The sequence below is a fragment of the Burkholderia sp. Cy-637 genome (assembly GCF_011753175.1).
In the GTDB taxonomy this organism is placed as follows: domain Bacteria; phylum Pseudomonadota; class Gammaproteobacteria; order Burkholderiales; family Burkholderiaceae; genus Burkholderia; species Burkholderia gladioli.
The window spans coordinates 42433-61232 of sequence record NZ_VWWC01000026.1; the positions used below are offsets into that span (position 1 = coordinate 42433).

At 61.4% G+C, this 18800-nt stretch carries 20 protein-coding genes, 1 tRNA gene and 2 pseudogenes; 12 read left to right on the forward strand and 11 right to left on the reverse strand.

Features of this window, described 5'->3' with window-relative positions; genetic code table 11:
* Nucleotide 1: 1 nt before the first annotated feature.
* From F3J10_RS10465 to F3J10_RS36635, 5 genes are all read left to right on the forward strand, one after another.
* Nucleotides 2–190, forward strand: a complete 189-nt coding sequence (locus F3J10_RS10465; RefSeq protein WP_086005399.1) for a hypothetical protein — start codon at nt 2–4, stop codon at nt 188–190.
* Complete coding sequence (gene trbL / locus F3J10_RS10470; RefSeq protein ID WP_167242013.1) at nt 187–1638, forward strand: P-type conjugative transfer protein TrbL; 1452 nt, start codon at nt 187–189, stop codon at nt 1636–1638. The genes F3J10_RS10465 and trbL overlap by 4 nt, the downstream gene beginning before the upstream one ends.
* 67 nt (nt 1639–1705) lie before the next feature.
* Nucleotides 1706–1936, forward strand: a complete 231-nt coding sequence (locus tag F3J10_RS10475; protein WP_060342185.1) for a type I toxin-antitoxin system ptaRNA1 family toxin — start codon at nt 1706–1708, stop codon at nt 1934–1936.
* A 39-nt stretch (nt 1937–1975) separates the two neighbouring features.
* A complete protein-coding gene (locus tag F3J10_RS10480) occupies nt 1976–2497 on the forward strand; it encodes a hypothetical protein (RefSeq protein WP_167242014.1) in 522 nt (173 codons plus the stop codon).
* A gap of 103 nt (nt 2498–2600) precedes the next feature.
* A complete protein-coding gene (locus F3J10_RS36635) occupies nt 2601–2969 on the forward strand; it encodes a conjugal transfer protein TraD (protein ID WP_345791199.1) in 369 nt (122 codons plus the stop codon).
* A gap of 40 nt (nt 2970–3009) precedes the next feature.
* Here the strand turns inward: F3J10_RS36635 and F3J10_RS10490 are convergent, their stop codons facing one another.
* From F3J10_RS10490 to F3J10_RS10505, 4 genes are all read right to left on the reverse strand, one after another.
* Nucleotides 3010–3546, reverse strand: a complete 537-nt coding sequence (locus tag F3J10_RS10490; protein WP_167242015.1) for a hypothetical protein — start codon at nt 3544–3546, stop codon at nt 3010–3012.
* A gap of 362 nt (nt 3547–3908) precedes the next feature.
* The gene (locus F3J10_RS10495) at nt 3909–4577 is read right to left on the reverse strand and encodes a hypothetical protein (protein WP_232339012.1); all 669 of its coding nucleotides are present in this window, start codon (nt 4575–4577) and stop codon (nt 3909–3911) included.
* Complete coding sequence (locus F3J10_RS10500) at nt 4574–7537, reverse strand: N-6 DNA methylase (RefSeq protein ID WP_167242016.1); 2964 nt, start codon at nt 7535–7537, stop codon at nt 4574–4576. Before F3J10_RS10500 ends, F3J10_RS10495 begins: the two co-directional genes overlap by 4 nt.
* Complete coding sequence (locus F3J10_RS10505) at nt 7534–8007, reverse strand: hypothetical protein (RefSeq protein ID WP_167242017.1); 474 nt, start codon at nt 8005–8007, stop codon at nt 7534–7536. The genes F3J10_RS10500 and F3J10_RS10505 overlap by 4 nt, the downstream gene beginning before the upstream one ends.
* A gap of 243 nt (nt 8008–8250) precedes the next feature.
* On the opposite strand from F3J10_RS10505, the gene F3J10_RS10510 reads away from it, so the two are divergent.
* A tRNA-Met gene (locus F3J10_RS10510) sits at nt 8251–8340 on the forward strand.
* Nucleotides 8341–8657: 317 nt separating this feature from the next.
* Here the strand turns inward: F3J10_RS10510 and F3J10_RS10515 are convergent.
* The 3 genes and pseudogenes from F3J10_RS10515 to F3J10_RS10525 form a co-directional block, all read right to left on the reverse strand.
* Nucleotides 8658–8846, reverse strand: a pseudogene (locus tag F3J10_RS10515) (transposase); the annotation flags it as partial.
* A 116-nt stretch (nt 8847–8962) separates the two neighbouring features.
* Nucleotides 8963–10039, reverse strand: coding sequence for an Imm72 family immunity protein (locus tag F3J10_RS10520; RefSeq protein ID WP_167242018.1), 1077 nt, complete (start codon nt 10037–10039; stop codon nt 8963–8965).
* Nucleotides 10036–10338 (reverse strand): hypothetical protein, encoded by a 303-nt coding sequence (locus F3J10_RS10525; protein ID WP_205200241.1) that lies wholly within the window; start codon nt 10336–10338, stop codon nt 10036–10038. Before F3J10_RS10525 ends, F3J10_RS10520 begins: the two co-directional genes overlap by 4 nt.
* 59 nt (nt 10339–10397) lie before the next feature.
* On the opposite strand from F3J10_RS10525, the pseudogene F3J10_RS10530 reads away from it, so the two are divergent.
* Nucleotides 10398–10700, forward strand: a pseudogene (locus F3J10_RS10530) (transposase); the annotation flags it as partial.
* Here the strand turns inward: F3J10_RS10530 and F3J10_RS10535 are convergent.
* Nucleotides 10682–11041 (reverse strand): DUF1493 family protein, encoded by a 360-nt coding sequence (locus F3J10_RS10535; RefSeq protein ID WP_345791200.1) that lies wholly within the window; start codon nt 11039–11041, stop codon nt 10682–10684. The pseudogene F3J10_RS10530 and the gene F3J10_RS10535 overlap by 19 nt on opposite strands.
* Complete coding sequence (locus F3J10_RS10540; protein WP_167242019.1) at nt 11038–11469, reverse strand: STM2901 family protein; 432 nt, start codon at nt 11467–11469, stop codon at nt 11038–11040. The genes F3J10_RS10535 and F3J10_RS10540 overlap by 4 nt, the downstream gene beginning before the upstream one ends.
* Before the next feature lie 243 nt (nt 11470–11712).
* Here F3J10_RS10540 and F3J10_RS10545 point away from each other — a divergent pair, with 243 nt between their 5' ends.
* From F3J10_RS10545 to F3J10_RS10555, 3 genes are all read left to right on the forward strand, one after another.
* Entirely contained in the window at nt 11713–12252 is a 540-nt protein-coding gene (locus tag F3J10_RS10545; protein WP_166913269.1) for a PAAR domain-containing protein, read from the forward strand.
* A gap of 218 nt (nt 12253–12470) precedes the next feature.
* Nucleotides 12471–12986, forward strand: coding sequence for a VRR-NUC domain-containing protein (locus tag F3J10_RS10550; protein WP_345791201.1), 516 nt, complete (start codon nt 12471–12473; stop codon nt 12984–12986).
* Between the two features lie 21 nt (nt 12987–13007).
* Nucleotides 13008–14102 carry a type VI immunity family protein gene (locus tag F3J10_RS10555; protein WP_167242021.1) on the forward strand — a complete coding sequence of 365 codons (1095 nt, stop codon included), beginning with the start codon at nt 13008–13010 and terminating at the stop codon, nt 14100–14102.
* Between the two features lie 45 nt (nt 14103–14147).
* Here the strand turns inward: F3J10_RS10555 and F3J10_RS36520 are convergent, their stop codons facing one another.
* On the reverse strand, nt 14148–15206 hold the full coding sequence (locus tag F3J10_RS36520) for a methyl-accepting chemotaxis protein (protein WP_025096942.1): 1059 nt from the start codon (nt 15204–15206) through the stop codon (nt 14148–14150).
* A 350-nt stretch (nt 15207–15556) separates the two neighbouring features.
* Here F3J10_RS36520 and F3J10_RS10565 point away from each other — a divergent pair, with 350 nt between their 5' ends.
* Nucleotides 15557–16519, forward strand: coding sequence for a quinone oxidoreductase (locus F3J10_RS10565; protein ID WP_167242022.1), 963 nt, complete (start codon nt 15557–15559; stop codon nt 16517–16519).
* A 34-nt stretch (nt 16520–16553) separates the two neighbouring features.
* On the opposite strand, the gene F3J10_RS10570 is transcribed toward F3J10_RS10565, so the two are convergent.
* Complete coding sequence (locus F3J10_RS10570; RefSeq protein WP_025096940.1) at nt 16554–17708, reverse strand: methionine aminotransferase; 1155 nt, start codon at nt 17706–17708, stop codon at nt 16554–16556.
* Nucleotides 17709–17957: 249 nt separating this feature from the next.
* Here F3J10_RS10570 and F3J10_RS10575 point away from each other — a divergent pair, with 249 nt between their 5' ends.
* Nucleotides 17958–18683, forward strand: a complete 726-nt coding sequence (locus F3J10_RS10575) for an NAD(P)-dependent oxidoreductase (RefSeq protein WP_025096939.1) — start codon at nt 17958–17960, stop codon at nt 18681–18683.
* The last annotated feature ends 117 nt before the right edge of the window (nt 18684–18800 follow it).

The following is an 18800-nucleotide window of genomic DNA, read 5'->3' on the forward strand; positions in this document are numbered from 1 at the left end:
GATGAAATTCATTATCTCGCTCTCACTGATCGGACTCCTTGCAGGCTGCAATGACAAGAGCACCCAGACCGATTCCCAGCGGGCTGCCGCAGCGAAACAACTGCATGATGGCAGCAACATCGTCACCCCTTCTCCAAAAAACTGGTCATGGGGCGATACACCGTCACAACCGCAGAAAAACGATCAATGACGAAGGACAGCGCTATGAAAACGATGTTTTCCAACGGCGGCAAACTCTCAGTGCTCGGCTTGATGGCCGTCGCGTACTCGGCGACTGTGACGGCCGCGCCGATGAATGCCGATGTGGTCGATTCGGTGATGGGGAAATACCAGGCCGCGGCCAGCGCCTGGGGCAGCGTCATGGTCAATTACGCATCGTGGCTCTTTTGGGGCCTCGCGCTGATAAGCATGGTGTGGACCTTCGGAATGATGGCGTTGCGAAACGCCGGCATTCAGGAGGCGTTTGCCGAAATCGTTCGCTTCTTCGCCGTGCTCGGCTTCTTCTGGTGGATTCTGTTCAATGGCCCCGCGATTGCCGACTCAATCGTCAAGTCGATGTGGATGATCGGTGCCAAGGCCATCGGCCAGTCAACCGATTTTACGCCAGGAGGTATCGTGCAAATCGGCTATGACATCTTTACCAAGGCGTTCGATCAGTCGTCGGTCTGGTCGCCAACGGACAGCGTGGTAGGCCTTCTCATGGCGTTGGTCGTGATGATTGTTCTCACGATTGTCGGTGTGAACCTGCTGCTGGTCTTCGTGTCGGCCTGGATCATGATCTACGGCGGAGTGTTCTTCCTGGGCTTTGGCGGGGCGCGCTGGACGTCGGACATCGCAATCAGCTACTACAAGCATGTCCTGGCCATCGGTGCCGAGCTGATGGTGATGCTGCTGCTCGTTGGCATCGGCAGAACGTTCATCAACGAGTACTACGCCAGCATGAGAGCCGGTATCGACCTCAAAGAAATGGCGATCATGCTCATCGCCGCATTCGTGCTGATGTATCTCACGAACAAGGTGCCCCCGCGGATCGCAGGCATCGTCGGGGTTGGCGGCGCTGGGTCCATAGGTGGCGTAGGGGTTGGTTCGGTGATGGGTGCAGCCGCCATGACTGCGAGCGCGGCGGCTTCGGTCGGTTCTGCTGCGATGGCTGGCGCGACAAGCGCGGCCGGTGGGGCGTCGGCGCTCAAGGCAGCGTTTCAGTCAGCGCAGCAGAACATGGCCGAGGGTCGCGGCATGTTCTCGGACGGCGGCGGCAGCTCGAGCGGTATCAGCGGTGGTTCGGGCGGTGCTTCGCTTGGTGGTTCGAGTGGCAGCGGTGGCTTCGCATCGGCGATGAGCACGGCCGGTCGATTCGCGGCTGACATGGGTGGGAATCTCGCCAAGGGTGCAGGCGAAATCGCCAAGGGCAAAGCCGCGAACATCGCGGGTACCGCCAAGGAACGAATCGCGGAGACGACGGGCGGCAAAATCGCGTCGGCAATTTCGAGCAAGAGCGGCGCCGGCATCGATGCCGGACCGAGTTTCGCCGGCGACAGTCTCGGTGGGGGTCAGCAAAATGCGACGGCCGGCACCACCACGAACGACGAGGTAGCCGCGTTCGTGAACAGGCAACGCCCAACGCAAGACGATGCTTAGAAAGCGCACCGGCCGGCGGCAACCGGCCGGCACTTCCACGGATCAACACCTGCTAGAGAGGTGAAGCATGGCAACTACGCATAATACCGAAGCGCAGCAAGTTATCCATCATGCCGCAACGCAACTCGCTGACCTGGACTTCATGGACCAGCGCACCGCTCGGGAGCTATCAAAAATGGCCGAGGCAGTTGCGAACTTGTTCATGGTCGTTTTCTACCAGGCCGAAACTGGACGAGCGACGCGCCTGGATTTCAGTGAGGCAATGGCTGCTGTACGCGAAACTTTGCAGCACCATTGAGTCGCTGGCGAGCGGCATCTATCGGCACAAGGAGTTTCCATGAACCACACCGACTTTCATATCGGCTTGGTCTTCATGGATTGCACCGGATGGTGGCGTTGCAGCGATGTCGGGGCGCGAACCATCCTGGCGATCCGGTTGGACCACGACGATCCGCACTGGTATGAAGGCCCGCCCTATATCGTCAAAGAAGAGGTGTTCGATGAGGAGGACATTGCACGTTGTCACCTTGCAGTCGAGGAATCGATTCGTGCGGCGGTCCACGCCGCACGTACTTCCGCGCATCCGGGCTTTCCCCATGAAGTCGTCACACGGATGATGGAGATTCGGCACGCACACCCGTATCCGCACGAAGGAGTTCTGCGATTTGACCGCAAGCGTCCCGATGGCGAAGTTCTTCACCCTTTTGCAGGGCGGAAAGAAGCTGATTCGTGGGTTGTGGAGGTCTACCTACCCTTTCGAGGCACCTACGAGACAATGGCCGAGCGCGACTTCATTTCGTTACCGAGAGCTACGCCGGATGACCTCCGCGCAAGAGCAAGCCGTTCGACCAACACGTAACGCGGGTGGGTCGGTAAGAAGAATAGGAATATTATTATTCTTACCGGCACGCGCGGACGAGTGCTACGTCGCAGCCGGCAGAAGAGAGCCGATTGGAGCCGTGATGAGTGACGCCCTCAAAGGAGTCGATGCCCTTATAGGCATCCTGAAAGGCAGGACGAACGGCGCTCGGTTGAGCATCGAGGAGATCAACGACGCGATTGCCGAAGCCGGGGCTGAAGCAAGCATGGCTGGTATCACCCCAGAAGCAGACCAGGCCAATCTGTCGCCGGCCGATCAGATACAGCAATCGAACCTCAATGTCACGACCGAATCGAGAGACGAATCGCCAAAGCCAACCTTCTTGGACAACGAAGGCCCTAGCCTCGACGTTCCCCTGTTCATTACGAGAACCAACGCCCGCGAACTCTTCGGCTTACGTCCCGGTGAGACGGTAGCCCAGGCAGCAGCGCGCAAAGCGACAGAAGGTTAGACGTGCCACGGTTACGTCGCGCCCCCCCCGGTCCGCGGACTTACCCCCGCGTAACGGACACGCGGTGAGCGCCGTAGAACTCCATGTTGACGACGACGACCTCCTGTACCTCATTGATCTGGTACGCGAAAATCTCCTGATGGGCCCCATGCTTGGGCAGCTTCTCGAAATCCAAGCCTGTCGATGCCCGGACCTTGCGCACTGCCGATGCCAGTTCAGGGGCGGCGTCTGGATCGACGGGGATGAACAGCGGCCAGACCTGCAAGTCGCCCAAGAGCTTTCGTCCGCCCTGGTGATGATGAAAATAGAGCGCACGCGCGACTTTTTGCAGGCACGCGCTCAGAAGTTCGAAGTCGAGCTGAAACGGGTCGTTAATCACCAGCGTCTTCCTGTCCCACCGAAAACCATACCGGTGCAGGTTGCCGGCGCGCATCTGCGCAAGCCTAACGACGCTTCTAGCCGCGCTGCTCGTGATCGCGTTGGGAATGTTCGAAGCAATCGCGCCCAATACGAACTTCAGATATTCGTCCGCTTTCGAGTTGGCGTTGTTGTGCGCCACGCAGGAGGGCACCGTCATCAATCGCGACCAGTCGCTTCCCTTCGGGAATAGACATTTGGGCGGGACATGCTCTCGCCCGGTACCTTCGGCGTCGCAGTGGTAGCACGTAGTGGTCTGAAAAGTCGTCATGGCGCCGTCTACGCGATACGCGTGCCGCACAGCAAGCGTCCCAACGGCCGTAGCCGTTTTCGAAATATCTCTCCAACGAACTTCGAATTCGGGACGCCAGGTGCGTAGTTGATTGACACTTGAGGGATCAGGCTCTCTTCGTAGCATCCGTGTAGGCTCGCCCTGTCCAACCCACGACTCGCCGCAGGCGGCCAGCAGACGCTTAGCGTCCCCCATCTGTCAACGAGCTGACCCATAGGTCGCACCGTCGCTCACTCAGACCCTTGGTCGCCGGCAACCATCAAGAACGCATGGTGCAAGTCAATGGGGTCCGACGGCTCCGCCCGAGCATGTCGGCTGTGCCACGTCTCAGAGTCAATAACGGTAACTGGGGCGAGATGATCCGCAGCGCGTGAGACGCGGGAGAGGTAAGAATTGACGCCTTGCGCCGCTGCCGCAGAGGTACCGGAGAGCACATAACCCACCATGAAGCCGATCGAATGATTTTCGCCGTACTTCCCACTGGCGAATCTATCGACGCCTTCGACAATGTATTCGCGACACAAATGCGTATCCGATCCGGTGATCCGCTTGCATTCGATGATTGCATGAGGGTCATGCTCCTGCGTTCGCAAGAAGACCTCAATCATCATCAGCGGAATGTCGGTGCGTCCATCCGGTAGCAATACGCTGCTCTTCGAGCGCGATTCGGTGCCCGGCAGCACGATCAACTTCAATGGCGAGTTCTTCAATGCGCTGCGCATCCCGTCGCGCAAACGCTCCGTCATGAGCACTTCGCCCGCGTCAGCATTTACGTCCGCAGCCGCACACGCTTGCTGCCAACCTGCGGCCAAAGTCAGCAGAATTGCGGCCACGACCTCGGGGGCAAGTTCGATGAACTCCCTGCCGACGGCCGGGGATGTCTCGTAGGGAATCCTCAAGCGCTGCTCCCCACAAAGCTCTCGGCCACGACCGCATCAGCGTCCTCAAGCGCCGCGATGCCCATCCAATGGCGTCGGGCAGCGGGCTTGATGATGACCACTTCGTTTCGTCCATGGACGCGCAGTTCTCGCTCGGCACTGACGGCGGTCGCGATCTTGACCTTCAGGCGTTTGCCGATCCGGGCAAGAACATCCCGCAACTCGCCGTCCGGATTCGTGACGGTGACGCTGCTCTGCCCTGGCCCATCCTCTAAAACGAAGCGCACGACGCGAAGGGCCGCTGCCTTCGGAAGATCAATAATTTCCGCTCGCATGTGCCGCTTTTTGCGCACGGAAAACCACGCATCCATCACCGACAGAAATGTGTTGGCATACGATACGACCTCCACCTTGCTATCCGATGGAACTATGGAAGCTTCGCGGCCATCCTTCCATTGCCAACCAGCACGCAAAAGTCCGTCCCTTACAACCACGCGGTCAGAGTCATTGAGCCCGTACAAATCGAAAACCGCTTCATCCAAAGCATCCCAGTCTTCGGCTTCGAGCTCTCGTTGGCGCAGCGTCTGCTCCAGCGCCACCAAACGCTGGCCTGCCGCCGAACCCTCGGCGGTCGAGAAATCAGGCACCGGTAGCATCTCAACGTCACGAATCAGCAGCTTTCGCTTGTAGATACCGAATTCGGACGCGGTTAAACCGAAGAACCACGACGCCAGTGCAGAGCTCAAAACCATGGCAAGCAGATGTGCTATCTGCTTCTGATCCAAAGGCAATGACGCAGCGAAGTACGAATCGGTAAAAATGAGATCTTGGTCAGCCACTGCCACTATCGCCCTTGGCTGACCGAGCAACATCTCTTTGACGATCAACAGAGGAGCGCGATAGATTTCGCGTGACCGTGGCCGCTGCGCCTGTGAATGGCTATATATCGAAAGACCCTCTGGGATCTGGAAGTGCCGCATATCACGGGTCTGCAACAATGCCAACCCCTTCAACTCACGGGCATCAAGTTCCCAGTTTTCTGGTTCACCTTGGGTTAATCCATCACGGAACTTCGTATTCAGAGAGGCAAGCTGCTCACCCAACTTGCGGTACGTCGTCGTCAATTCGTCCAACAGCATCAGATCGCGGCGGCGACCGACCGCAGCCGCCTTCAGCTTCAGTGGTTGCCTTTCGATCTCTCCGAGGCTCAATTTGATGATGTCGCTTGGTGCTACCTCGAACGAATGGGTTTTGGCGCCGTTGGGCGTCCACGGAATCTGGACGACCGTGATTTGATCCGACCTCTGCTTTGGCCGATGACGTGCAAAGAGAACGACTGCTGGCATCGTTGCGGTCGCAAATAGCCAACTGCACAAGTTCGAAAGATTTACGAGCGTCACCGGGGCCAGTTCACGCATGACATGTTGGGCCGCCTTCATTCCCGTGCCGCTGCGACTAAAGAACGGCGTCGCGCTGAGAATGACGCCGAAACGTGTCTTCTCATGCGAAAACTCCGCGGCCCGCAAAACGAAGTCCAAACCTTCTCCGCGAGGCTGCGCGGGAACACCTGCCGCCATCGCCTTGCGTCGTGCCTCCGTACCTGACTGCCCTTTGAAGCTCCAAGGAGGGTTGCCTACGATCAGGTCGAATTGTTTCGGCCCTGTCGGCGTTGTCAGCGCCGCCTTGCCATCACCTTGCTGTTCGATGGTCCGTGCATCGCCAACGAGCAACGTTCTCCCAATCAGTGGCTCAAACTTCAGGGACTGTGGCGGCTGCGGATTCGGATCGAGTTCAAGCGCCGCCAGGTACAAGCTGAATGCGGCTACGCGGATGGCGGCTTCGCTGATGTCCACTCCATGCACTTGCTCATAGAGCGTCGAGCGAATTACATCACGCGTGGGGACCTCGCCCTGCGTGCGTAGGTACACCAAGCGCCTCAGTGCCTCGACCAGGAAGACCCCGGAGCCGCAAGTCAGATCGAGCACTGCCTCCCGTCCCGACAGGCCATCCATCACCTCGTCGAGAACCAAGGACACGACGGACAGGCGCGTGTAGTGCACGCCGTTTCGCAGCGCCTCCGATCTCTGCCCAGTTACACGCGGCTCGGCGTGCGCAAACTGCTCATAGATGGAGCTGATCAGTTCAACCGGAATCACGTCAAACTGATATGGGAAAAAGCTAAGCTGCCCACTTTGCGGATCGACCGCTTCGAGAAACTCGGCCACACGCTTCAGATGATGGGCGGCCGGTGTCGTCTTCACTGATGACGGAGGAAACATGTCACCATTGAAAGTCTGCGCCAGCCACTGAAACAGATCGGCCGTCGCAGATCGGTCCCGCAGGATCGCCGGTAAAGCTGTGTAACCGCACACTCGTTTCAGTCGCGTGGCGCTGACGATTTCTCGGTCGATCAGGTACTGAGTGAAGATCACCCGGCCGATGAGAGCCTGTGCCGCGCCGCGCGCCAAATTGCCTGCGACGAGATCACGTTCGAGAAAAGCCAGGTCGGACAGGAGCCTCTGATCCACACTCGTCTTGCGGTCAACGGTCGGAACTTGAGCCCAGAACTGGCCAGTCTCGATCGCCAATCGGCCGGCGAGTTCATCTAGGCGATGAAGCGACGCCTCGATGGTCTCGAAGCGCCCAATCAGGTGCTTTTGGGCGTCGCCTTCCTTAGCGGGAGTGCCGAAGCCGTTGTACAGGTCGATGCGCTGGGGGGAAATGACCCACAGTAGCGGTGCGAAACCTTCGTTCCAAACTTCCCGCCGCCACTGGCTGACGAGGTCATCGGCCGGCGGGGTCTCCTCAAACTTGAAGTAGACAGTCAGCGCCGACGCACTGCGCCACAACGCATCCGGCGTGAAGGCGCGGCCGCGGCGGGAAGCCTGCGCATCGTTCCCGAGTCGGAGACCGGCCGCAGGCTGCCCGTCCGGAAGAAACCCGGTCGCAGCAAGAACTTGCTCTAATGTTGCAGCAGTCACGCCCTACTCCGAACAGCTTCAGGCGGAAATGGAAGCGTGGCTTGGGCTGGCGCTGACATCACAGGCAGCATATGTTGTTGTAACCGCGCGATCAAAGGATCAAGCGGAATAGCAAGTGTCGGTTGCATGAGTACGCCCTTAGCGCTCCAAGAATCGGACTCGTACAGGCTCGCCGTGGTCGGAGTGACGAGCACGATAGCGCCTTCCACTACAGGTGTGCTCGCAGCCAGGAGGTTGAACAACGCATCGACGCCGTAACTCACCGACCCAATGTGGACCCCCAGCGCACTTACCAACTCATTCGTGACGGACAATCCCAGCAAGTCGGCGAAACTGAAGCGTGCAGCCTTCCCAGCCTTGGAGGCCAGGTAGGGAACGGTCTTGCGCCAATGCCGGACTGTCTCCACGGACACGCCGGTGAGAGTACGCATCTGATCCTGCGTGAACTGGATGGCGGTGACGGTTGGCATTCTCGTTGTCGGCAACAGAAAAACATGGGGATTGTCACATGTACCCCCGTTTTGAGCAACAAGAACGAGGCCTCTGTCGGACGCCCGCTGCGCTGATTTTCAAGGTGGACACGAATGCTGCCCGGCACGGGTCGCGCAGGGGCCTTTTCGGTGCACGTGGAGTGCATCTCTCAGCTTTTCTAGACCGCTCAAAATTACGGTAAACTACTGACGCTAAACAACTTTTGATTTCGCTCGTTTACGGTCGAATTCTCTTAGTTTTCAGTAACTTACCGCGACACACGCCGAATCATAATCCGCAGGTCCGGGGTTCGAATCCCTGATTCGCCACCATCATTACGCGAAGGCCCGCTCTCAAAAGAGACGCGGGCCTTTGTCTTTGCGCGCGCGGTGAGCCATCTTGTGGGCCACCGCCCGCGTGCATAAGCTGCCCCACCTGTTCAAGTCGCGCCACGGCGTGTTTTACTTCCGGCTAGTTCGCGCCGGCAAACCGTCTCTTTCCCCAGCTCTAGAGCATCCGCGACTCGAATCTGCGTGTAGCCGGCAGCCTTGCACTGCTTCTCTATCGCCGATCCTACCCTCTTCGCAAGCTCTTCCCCGATCCCATCGCCTTTCCTGTCGCCTCCTCGCGTCTACGCGCGGCAAAAAACGACCCATTTGCGCAACTGTTTTGCGTTCACTCCGGCCTCGAGGGCAAAGCCCGACAGCGATGCACCGGGTTGGAAGCACGCCTCGACCAGGCGACGTTTGCCGTCTGGGTCAAATGATCGTTTGCCGTTCGGGAAGACATGCGTCGCCGTCAGAGGCAGGAGGTCGAGGTCAATCGCGTCTAGTGTCATCGTGGCTGCGTTCGCAAGTGTGGAGGTTGCGGACGCAAGCGTGATGTTTCTCAGGCTGGGGCACTATGTGCGTAGAATTTCGCGGTTACTGCCATACTCCGACCATCCGGAGAGATTCAGGCCTGCGGTTGCGGATCCACATAGTGCCAAATGACCATGCCCCATGAGGTGTGCTGAGGGCCTGGCATCGGCTCTCCCGCTTCGACATGAACCGAATCCTTCACAGCCGGACTTTGCCAACGACCAGTACGCGGACACGCTTCCCCGGGCAAGGCGCGCAAACTCGTCTGCGCGACGGATTGGGGGAAGTAGGTCGACTCTTCCTCAGGGATGCTACCGTCCCGATAGCGGGTATCTTCCCATAGCAAGCGCCAGCGTACCTCGTACTCGTCGTTCGTGCCTTCCAATAAATACGTGTGGGCGACACTGCCCTTAAGGAAGTAATTCGGGCAGCCAACCTTGCCAGCCGGAAACCATGGCTCCCAGATTCCCTCGATGGGGATTTCCTCGCCGCTCGCGACTTCGCCGACCCGGGATTCGTTCTTGGCGGGGCATGCGGGAAGATCGGCTGGATACTTACGCCCCGGCGGCCAATACTTCCAAGCTGGAAGCGGTACATCCTGAAACAGGGATTCATAGGTCCAATACTCGAACACGCGAGTTCCGGTAGCCGTGTCTGTTTCGTAGGCCATCAGCCCTTCAAAACCAAAGGCGATCGAGCAATCCAGTGCGTAGCACATCAATTGCTGGATCCAGACACCGTGTACCAACCCTTTGGCAAATTCTGGGTCGCTGTAGGTGTTGTTCTTCAAGCCCAAGGCCAGAAAAAACGGATCGTATTTTCTGCCAACTTCATCTGCAGTTCGCCCAAACAAGACATCGCCGACTTCCGCGCTCCCGGCAATCAACGCGCCGTAGGCCGATCGCTTGTCCAAGCCTCGGCGCAAGATATCAATACCTTGATCCATCTGCACCAACGCGCCGAGAAAGTCATATGTGTAAGCTTTCTCGAGTTCGTCCTGATTGGGGCTCGGCGAGTCCATCCGTTTGGCGTAGGCGTCGAGAAAATCCCGATACAACTGGACGGCGTGCTCCAGGTAGGTGAGGCTCGTCCACTTCTTGATCAGATAGAACGCCTTGGCGCGCGCGTCCTGCTCTTGTGCCTCGGTCATCGTTAACGTGTTCAACATCATTGCGCTCGTCCATCCATTGATTGTTTGCCCGTGACGGCGGCCGCGCGACGGGCGTAGCCCTCTTGCCTGATCTTGGCCGATCGCTCGCGCTCTTCCAGCATCAGCGCGTGGGCCTCCGCCTCACCGGGCAGCGTGACGTCATTCCAGTTCGTTTTACGAACCTTGAGCAAGCCGGCCGCCAATTGCTTCTCTATCCATTCTTTTACGGGCGCGTTGTGCGAGTGACTGAAATCCACGAAATACTGGAGATCGCCGCCAACCAGCAGGCGCATGGTGCCCACCTCTTTATCGATGTCCACTGTTCGAGGCCTGTCCGTAATTTTGTGTTCGAGGCATATTCCTGTCCCAAGGAGAACATATGCCTCGCAAACCGAAAGCCACGCCGGCCGAGTTGCCGGCGATTCCCGCCGAGCTGCTGGAGCAGTTCGGCAATGGCCCGATGACGGCCGATGCCATCAACGCCGCCACGCTGGCACTCAAGAAAGCGCTGATCGAGCGCGCGCTGGGTGGTGAAATGAATCACCACCTAGGCTACGCGTCGGGCGCGGCCAAGCCAGCTGAGGTGAGCAATCAACGCAATGGCAAAAGCGCCAAGACGGTCCTGACCGAAGACGGCCCGATCCGTATCGAGGTGCCTCGTGATCACGAAGCCGTTTTCGAGATCACCTGAGAATTCCACCGCTTGCTGACAGCAACCTGATGAAGCATCGCCAGCGTGATCGGTTCGCGTTTGCGAGTGTGGGGTTTTCGCAAGATCCACCGTCGAAAAGCCGAATACAACAGCCCCTCACCCTCCATGAGGAAATAGCGATGGAAATCAAAGTCGCCGGCATCGACTTCAAAATGCTTGAAAAAATTTTCAATGAAGTCATTGGCTTCGTCACCGGTCTGGCCGAGGTCTTCGCATAGCCTCGTAGCGGGTGTCAGGACTGCAGTCGGGCCGAGGCCCACCTCTGCCCGAACAAACATCGTTACAGCATCCCAAGACGCATCTTTTATCACGGCACCTGGTCCTCCCTCTCGACCAGTGAATTGTATTTGATGACTGTGTTGCGAACGATCGCAAACGCATCGCGTGCAAGCAAAATCCAGCCGAGCCCTGGCACGGCGCGACCGACGAACACGCTCAATTTACGAGTCAGAATGATCCGCAAGGACTTGATACTTTCGAGTGTCATCGTGGGAAGAACACGTCGCTTGAATTCGAAACGAAAAAGTGAGCGCGCCATGACAGATGCAACGGAGGTACCCTTCGTTGCCCCTGCAAATTTCCCTCGCGTCGGCAGGATCGGCCAACCGGACAGAATCAGAACAACTCCCTCGATGTCGTCAATTCCAACCTGCTTGGAGGTTTCCTGAACCGCGATGAAGAAAAACAATTCGGCCGGCGTCATATCTGGATGACCGGCATATACGTAGGTGTTCGCCATTTCCGCTTCGCATGGAAGAAATGACGAGCGATTCTAAGCAGGTAGGCCATCAGCAGCGATGTGTGATTGCGACGCATATCCAAGCTTGAAGATAACTCCAGTGGAAAAAATCCGCGTACCGCATCTTGCGGCCTCGCATGCGCCCCACACCAACTTGCGGCATTTTCCCGCGCCCCTCCCCTATCTCGCTATTAATCAAACAATCGAGCGTAGAGTTGCGGCGTTCCATAACCGGAAAATGCCATGAGCGCTTTTATTCGCGAGGGCGACACCACCGATCACGGCGGCCGGGTCCTTGACTGTTCCCAAGCTCAACTCATCGACGGCAAGCCCGTCGCGAGGCTTGGCGACATGGTGTTCTGTCCCATGTGCGATGGCGTCTATCCCATCGTCCACATTCTGCCGCGCGGCATGGACATGGACGGGAAACCGCCCGCCTTCGAAGGCGACAGGACCGCTTGCGGCGCGCGTTTGATCGCATCCCAGGCAAGCGCCACGGCGGAGCCCACGCAAAAGCCGTGGCGCGTCAAAAGCCCCGCGGTGAGCCACCAAACGGTGAACGACAACCCCGGGCTATACCAGGGCCGATTCCATGTCATGGACGAGGCAACCGGCCGATCGATTGCAAACCATCCATACACACTGCACGCATCCGACGGCAGCGTGATCTCGGGACGAACAGACGAAAACGGTTATACCCAATGGCATGAAGCAGAATCGCCGGCCTCGTTACGTTTCGCGTCCCCATCGACACAAGTCAGAGGAGGAGCAGGCGACCAATGAGCGGAAGCGCATATGGAATCGGCTCCGCCTCAGGATCGACAGCGCAAGGCGGTCGAACAACATTGGTCCAGCTTCGCACGGTGGGACTCGATCCGATAGACAAGAAAGTGGTATGCAAAGCGATCTGTGTCTGTTCGCGCGAGCCAGACAGAGGCGCATCCGGTCAGCACCTCAAACAGCAATGCGTGTCTCGCAATCTCCGCGATGTCGATCGAAGCATGGACTGGCAAAGTCCGTATAAGGCCGAGGTCAATTACGACATGTCGCAGGTACCGCCCGCTCCCATCATGCGCTCCCACCCTCCTCTCGAAGCCCATCCCTACCTTCCCGGCTGGATCGCGAAATACTGGCTCGGCGGGCAGAAGGCTTATCGGGCAGGCTCCGGTGCCATCCGTCGACCGGACGTCGTGATCGTGCAGAATGGCTCATTGCCGCCTACGCAGGACAATATAAAAAGCCTCGTCGAAGTAAAGTTTCCACCACAGGCTCCCGATCTCGGGCAGGCCGAAGATTACGCCACGATCGCCGGATCACCAGACAAGCTTGTCGTCCTAGGGCCACAAAACTGCGACTGCTCCAACGACGACGAAGGCGAAAATCCGATCAGGGCAGTCGTGTCAGACGCACTTTCCGAACTTGGACGCTCACTTCGGGCGCTCCTCAATTCGAGGCCGCCAACGCAGAGGTTGTTCGGCATGCCGCCGGTAACTCCGCCACTTCCCGCGCCTCTATAACCGGATTCGAGCCCTTTCCTCATGGCAAACCCGACACAGGATTTTCTGAAATGGGCCAAGGCGAACCAATCCCGCGCATTGGTCGCCAACGCCCTCCTCGAACCTCGCTATCCGCATGACGGCATTGGCGCAGCCTTCGTAGTCCGCGCATGCCTCTATTTCGAACATGCATTCGACCCGGCCATCCGCGAAGCGCTCGCCCGAACATTCGACGAGTTCGTGATATCGATGGGCAGCGAGAAGCTCAGCTACATGTGGAGCAATGGCAAAGCCGCCCAGCCGATGTCGAAGGTGAAATCCCTGCGCGCCGCCGCGACGCGCCTCGGCCCTGAAGATCGATTCGACTTCGATTTCATGAGCGGCAAACTCCCGACCGACGCAAGCTTGTGGGAATTCCATATCGGCGGCCAGCGCCGATGGCAAGAAGCGCTCGGCAATCGCGGCCTCAATGTCCTGTGGTTCTCGTGGCCAGTGTTCGCCGTACAGGAGCGCCCCGATGCGTTCGCGAAGCTTTTCCACGAAGCCGCGACATGGCTCGAGGCGTCGCACGGCCATGCCGGCATCGCCGCCAATCTCTCGCCCACCGCGCGCGAGGAAAACGAGGCCACGGAGTATTGGGCGAGTCAGGCAATGCCCGGCCTCGATGTCGGTTTCCCCGCGGACTTATCGGTCCGAGCGCTCAAGGGACAACTGAAAACGATCGACTGGCTCACCGCAATCAGCAAGCCGATGCTCGAAGCCGCGGGCGGCCTGAAAACGCTTCGCGCTCATCTGCCTCCGAACTGGTTTTCGATCGGCGACTACGGTTCAGGCGTCGTCATCCGGGGCGGCGTCTTGCCGGAAAGCGGCATCTCGAACGACGAGAGCACACCACCGTCCAATCCACCCGCCTACGTCATCCTCGACGCTGCCCTGCGGCCAATCCGCAGAAGCGCGATGGCAAACCTGCAACGCGGCACCATCAACGGCGACGCCCCCGTCTACAACACCCCGGCAGCCACGAACAGTTGGCTACGCCGCTTCGAAACCGACGAAGCCGGCCTGCTCGCCGCCAAGGCCGCACTACTCGACACGCCCCCGCTCTGCGCAGCCAACGCCTTGCCCAATCCACGCTGAATCCAGGCATCGCCCAGCCCAGCAACCCGGCACGCCAGCTTGCACTCAAATCAACTCAGCCGCCCCGGCCCCCACCGCCCGCTGACACACCACCCCGAACCACCCCAACCCCCGATACGTCTCATACCCCGGCGTCGCCGCGAACGACACCGTCCCGCCATCCGCCTCGCGATAAAACCCCGTCGCCTCGCCATGGGTCTTCAACCGGAACGTCTCCTGCAACACCCCTTCCCCATCCGAACTCGCGATCACCCGAAACGAGGAGTCCACGATCAGGCAGCGCGTCCTCGCCCACTCTTCCTCGCTCAGTCTCACGCCCTTGACCACCGCCGCGGCCTGCGGCGCCCAATCGAAGAAGATCACCAGCGCCCCGAGCACCTGCCCGTTCGCCTCGCCGCCCTCGCGGATCGCGGTGGCATAGGTCGCCACCTGCGCATTCCTCAACTGCGGCAGGGCCTCCACGTCGAACGCCACGTAATCGGCCCCGCTGCCGGTGGCCAGCGCCGCCTCGAACCACTTCGCCCCGCCCACCTGCTGCCCGACCACCGGATACGTCTCGCCGCGCCCGCTGGCGATCACCGTGCCTTGCGCGTCCACCACCCACAGATCCTTGTAGACCGTATAACTGTCGAGGATCACCGACAGCCGCTCGCTCGCGTGCCGGCTCATCTCCTCGCTGTCGTAGGTCACGCAATCCACCACCGCCGAATCGGTGGCCCACCAGCGCACGTCGCAGGAGCGTTCATAGAGGTTGCGGTCGACGATATCGATCATGTTCAGCGCGAGATCGGCACAACGCTGCCCGTCGTGCGCGTGCATGCGATCGATCATGCTGTCGCCGAGCTCGGTCAGCCGCGTCAGCGAACCGGCCAGTTCCTTGTTGAGGATGTCGGTGATCTCGCCGATCCGCTTCGAGACATGCTTCACCTGGTTGGCCACCACGGCGAACCCCTTGCCGGCCTCGCCGGCGCGCGCCGCCTCGATCAGCGCGTTGAGCGCGAGGAAGGTGGTTTCGCGATTGATGTCGTTGATGTCGCCGATCTTGCCGGTGGCGAGGCGCCTGACTTCGTGCGTCAGGTCGACGATTGCGCGTGGATTGGCCATGGTGGTGTCGCCCGTAGGTAATGCGGTTGCCTTGCTTGTTGTTTCTGCTGTTTCCGTCGTTTCCAAGCAAACACCAGACCAATTTACCCAGATGGTGAATATGGTCATCGCCAGGCTCTTGTATCCACAAGGGAAATTGCCAAGCCGCCTATCCAGCGACCCGCCCGCCGGGCGCCAGCACGCAAGCGCCGCCGCCCCGGGCCGCTCCCGCGATGGTGCGCGTGCGCACCATCGCGGTGCCGCGCGCATCGACGCTACCGTGCCGATGCGCTACGCTCTCGCAGCCGCACGACGGCACCCGTTTCCATCAGCCGGGCGCGCAGCCCGTCCATCGTCCACGAGGCGCATCCATGCACGCATTGTTTTTCGACCGATTCGGCGGCCCCGAAGTCCTGCAGTGGGGCGAGCGTCCCGACCCCGTGCCGGGGCCGGGCCAGGCGCTGGTGCGCATCGAGAGCGTCGGCCTGAACTTCGCCGACGTCTATCGCCGCAACGGCAACTACCACCTGAGCGGCAGCGCGCCCTGGATCCTCGGCTACGAAGGCGCGGGCGTGATCGAAGCGGCCGCCGCGGGCGATACGCGTTTCCCGCGCGGCACGCGCGTCGGTTTCGCCGACATGCCTTATGCCAACGCCGAACTGGTGGCGGTCGACGTGGATCGCCTGATCCCGCTGCCCGAGGACATCGGCGCCGAGATCGCGGCGGCCACGCTGCTGCAGGGCCTGACCGCGCAATACCTGGTGCGCGACAGCTTCCGCGTCGCGCGTGGCCACCTGGCCGTGGTCCACGCGGCGGCGGGCGGCGTGGGCCTGTTGCTGACGCAGATGCTGAAGTGCCTGGGCGCCACGGTGCTCGGCATCGCCTCGAGCGGCGCGCGACGCCAGGCCGTGCTCGAGGCCGGCGCCGACGTGGTGGCCGGCTACGACGACTGGCCGGCCTCACTCGCCACGCTGGGCGACGGGCGCGGTGCCGACGTGGTCTACGACTCGGTCGGCCGCACGCTGGGCGCGAGCCTGGCGGCCGCGCGCATCGGCGGCACGGTGGTGTTCTACGGGATGGCGGCGGGCGACCCGGATCCGGTCGATCCGCGGCTGCTGATGGACCGCTCGCTGACGCTGACGGGCGGCGATCTATGGAACGTGCTGACCAGCGCCGAGATCCGTCGCGAGCGCGCCGCCGAGCTGTTCGCGCAGATACGCGCGGGCGAGGTGCGCCCGGTGATCGCCGCGCGCTACGCCTTGTCGGAAGGCGCCGAGGCGCATCGCTTCCTGGAAAGCCGCAACGCGATCGGCAAGATCCTGATGAACTGCTGACGCAGCGCCGGGCGGCGCGTCGCCATGATGGGGGCTAGACCGCCGCGAGCCGGCGCCCGCCCTCGTCGAGCGTGGCGTCGTCCTTGCAGAAGCTCAGGCGGATGATGCCGGTATCGCGCCGGTCCTGGTAGAAGCTGGCCAGCGGGATCGCGCCCACGCCGTGCTTCTGCAGCAGCTCGAACACGAAGTCCTGGTCGCCGAGTTCGGAGAAATGATCGAAGCGCGCCAGCATGAAGAAGCTGCCGCCGCAAGGCAGCAGTTCCAGCCGCGAGCCGGCCATCGCGGCCGCCAGCCGATCGCGCTTGGCCTGGTAGAAGGCAGCCAGGTCGAGATAGCTGCGCGGCTCGGCCAGCCGCTCGGCCAGCGCGGCCTGCAACGGCGCCGGTGCCGAGAACACCACGTACTGGTGCACCTTGCGGATCTCGGTGCTCAGCTCGGCGGGCGCCAGGCAATACCCGACGCGCCAGCCCGTGGCGTGATAGGTCTTGCCCAGCGAGAGCGCGATCACGCTGCGCTCGGCCAGCTCCGGGTAGCGCGCCAGGCTCAGGTGCTCGCGTCCGTCATACACCATGTGCTCGTACACCTCGTCCGACAGGATCACGATGTCGGTGTCGCGCGTGAGCGCGATCAGCCGCGCGATGTCCTCGGCGCCGAACAGCGCGCCGGTCGGGTTGTGCGGCGTGTTCACGATGATCATCCGCGTGCGCGGCGTGATCGCGGCGGCCACCTCGTCCCAGTCGATCGCGAGCGTATCCAGGTGGATGCCGATCGCCACCGGGGTGGCGCCCTGCAGGCGAATCGAAGGCTCGTAGACCTCGAAGGCGGGCTCGAAGAAGATCACCTCGTCGCCGGCATGCACCAGCGCCGTGATGGCGGCATAGATCGCCTCGCTCGCGCCGGCGGTCACGGTGATCTCGCTGTCGGCCCGATAACGCGCGCCGTGCAGCCGCTCGGTCTTCTCGGCCAGCGCCGCCTTGAGCGGCGGATAGCCGGCCATCGGCGCGTACTGGTTGAAGCCGGCCTGCATGGCGCGCCCGGCCATGGCGAGCAGCGCCGGGTCGGTCGGGAACGAGGGCGCGCCCTGCCAGAGGTTCACGGCATCGTGTTTCGCGGCCAGCTCCGCGATGCTGGAAAAGACGGAAATGCCGCTTTGCGGCAGCTTGGTCTCGATCCGGCATGAATTGCGCATTCGGTGCACTCCTGAAGGGCGGCGCCGGGCGCCGCGTGATCCGGCCGTCAAGGTTGGCACATCGCTCCCGCGCGTGCAACGAAGCACGAAGGCGGGTTTCGCGTCATGGACAATGTCCTGCCCATTTTGATCGAAATTGGCTCTATCGCGCAGGCCATGCGCGCCCTTACGCTAGCCCCAATGGTTCGCCGCCTCGCGCGCTTCGCGCCCGATTTCGGCGGCGGCCGGCAACCGTTCGGGAGTCCCCTCATGAGTGAAAGACTGTTCGTCGCCGGCGCCTCCGGCGTAATCGGCCGTGTGCTGGTGCCGCTGCTGGTCGAGGCCGGCTATGAAGTGCATGGTGCCACCCGCCAGCCCGCGCGCGCGGCGCTGCTGGAAAGCCTCGGCGCGCGGCCGGTGATGGTCGACGTGTTCGACGTCGACGCGCTCACGCGCGAACTGGGCCGCATCGCCCCCGACGCGGTGATCCACCAGCTGACCGACCTGCCGCGCGATCTCGATCCGGCGCGCATGGCGCAGGCGGTGGTCGACAACGCGCGGATCCGCAGCCAGGGCAGCTTCAACCTGGTGCTGGCCGCGCTGACGGCCGGCTGCCGCCGCATGGTGGCGCAGAGCATCGCCTGGGCCTACGCGCCGGGCGAGCAGCCGTATCGCGAGGAGCAGCCGCTCGACACCGACGCCGAAGGCGCGCGGCGCATCTCGGTGGGCGGCGTGGTCGCCCTGGAACATGCGGTGCTGGCCACCTCGCCGCTGCGCGGCACGGTGCTGCGCTACGGGCGCCTGTACGGCCCCGATACCGGCGCCGACACGCCGCCGGGCGCGCCGGCCGTGCATGTCGAGGACGCGGCGCGCGCCGCGCTGCTGGCGCTGCGCGGCAACGCGACGGGCATCTTCAACATCGTCGACGACAACGAGCAGGTCTCCAACCGGAAAGCCCGGCGCGAGCTGGGCTGGACACCGCGCACCAGCGCCTGAGCGGGCGCGCGCGGCCGTTCACACCATCTCGTCGGGGGTCGCGGCGCGTCGCTGCACCGCCGCGCCGACCTGCCGCTCGCGCGCGGCAGCCCCGCCGGCCAGCGTCGCCCCCAGCAG

Excerpts from the sequence above, each read along its gene's own strand:
- F3J10_RS10465 (WP_086005399.1), top strand. The coding sequence starts at position 2 with ATGAAATTCATTATCTCGCTCTCACTGATCGGACTCCTTGCAGGCTGC.
- trbL (WP_167242013.1), top strand. The coding sequence starts at position 187 with ATGACGAAGGACAGCGCTATGAAAACGATGTTTTCCAACGGCGGCAAA.
- F3J10_RS10475 (WP_060342185.1), top strand. The coding sequence starts at position 1,706 with ATGGCAACTACGCATAATACCGAAGCGCAGCAAGTTATCCATCATGCC.
- F3J10_RS10480 (WP_167242014.1), top strand. The coding sequence starts at position 1,976 with ATGAACCACACCGACTTTCATATCGGCTTGGTCTTCATGGATTGCACC.
- F3J10_RS36635 (WP_345791199.1), top strand. The coding sequence starts at position 2,601 with ATGAGTGACGCCCTCAAAGGAGTCGATGCCCTTATAGGCATCCTGAAA.
- F3J10_RS10490 (WP_167242015.1), bottom strand. The coding sequence starts at position 3,546 with ATGACGGTGCCCTCCTGCGTGGCGCACAACAACGCCAACTCGAAAGCG.
- F3J10_RS10505 (WP_167242017.1), bottom strand. The coding sequence starts at position 8,007 with ATGCCAACCGTCACCGCCATCCAGTTCACGCAGGATCAGATGCGTACT.
- F3J10_RS10520 (WP_167242018.1), bottom strand. The coding sequence starts at position 10,039 with ATGATGTTGAACACGTTAACGATGACCGAGGCACAAGAGCAGGACGCG.
- F3J10_RS10540 (WP_167242019.1), bottom strand. The coding sequence starts at position 11,469 with ATGGCGAACACCTACGTATATGCCGGTCATCCAGATATGACGCCGGCC.
- F3J10_RS10545 (WP_166913269.1), top strand. The coding sequence starts at position 11,713 with ATGAGCGCTTTTATTCGCGAGGGCGACACCACCGATCACGGCGGCCGG.
- F3J10_RS10550 (WP_345791201.1), top strand. The coding sequence starts at position 12,471 with ATGGACTGGCAAAGTCCGTATAAGGCCGAGGTCAATTACGACATGTCG.
- F3J10_RS10555 (WP_167242021.1), top strand. The coding sequence starts at position 13,008 with ATGGCAAACCCGACACAGGATTTTCTGAAATGGGCCAAGGCGAACCAA.
- F3J10_RS36520 (WP_025096942.1), bottom strand. The coding sequence starts at position 15,206 with ATGGCCAATCCACGCGCAATCGTCGACCTGACGCACGAAGTCAGGCGC.
- F3J10_RS10565 (WP_167242022.1), top strand. The coding sequence starts at position 15,557 with ATGCACGCATTGTTTTTCGACCGATTCGGCGGCCCCGAAGTCCTGCAG.
- F3J10_RS10570 (WP_025096940.1), bottom strand. The coding sequence starts at position 17,708 with ATGCGCAATTCATGCCGGATCGAGACCAAGCTGCCGCAAAGCGGCATT.
- F3J10_RS10575 (WP_025096939.1), top strand. The coding sequence starts at position 17,958 with ATGAGTGAAAGACTGTTCGTCGCCGGCGCCTCCGGCGTAATCGGCCGT.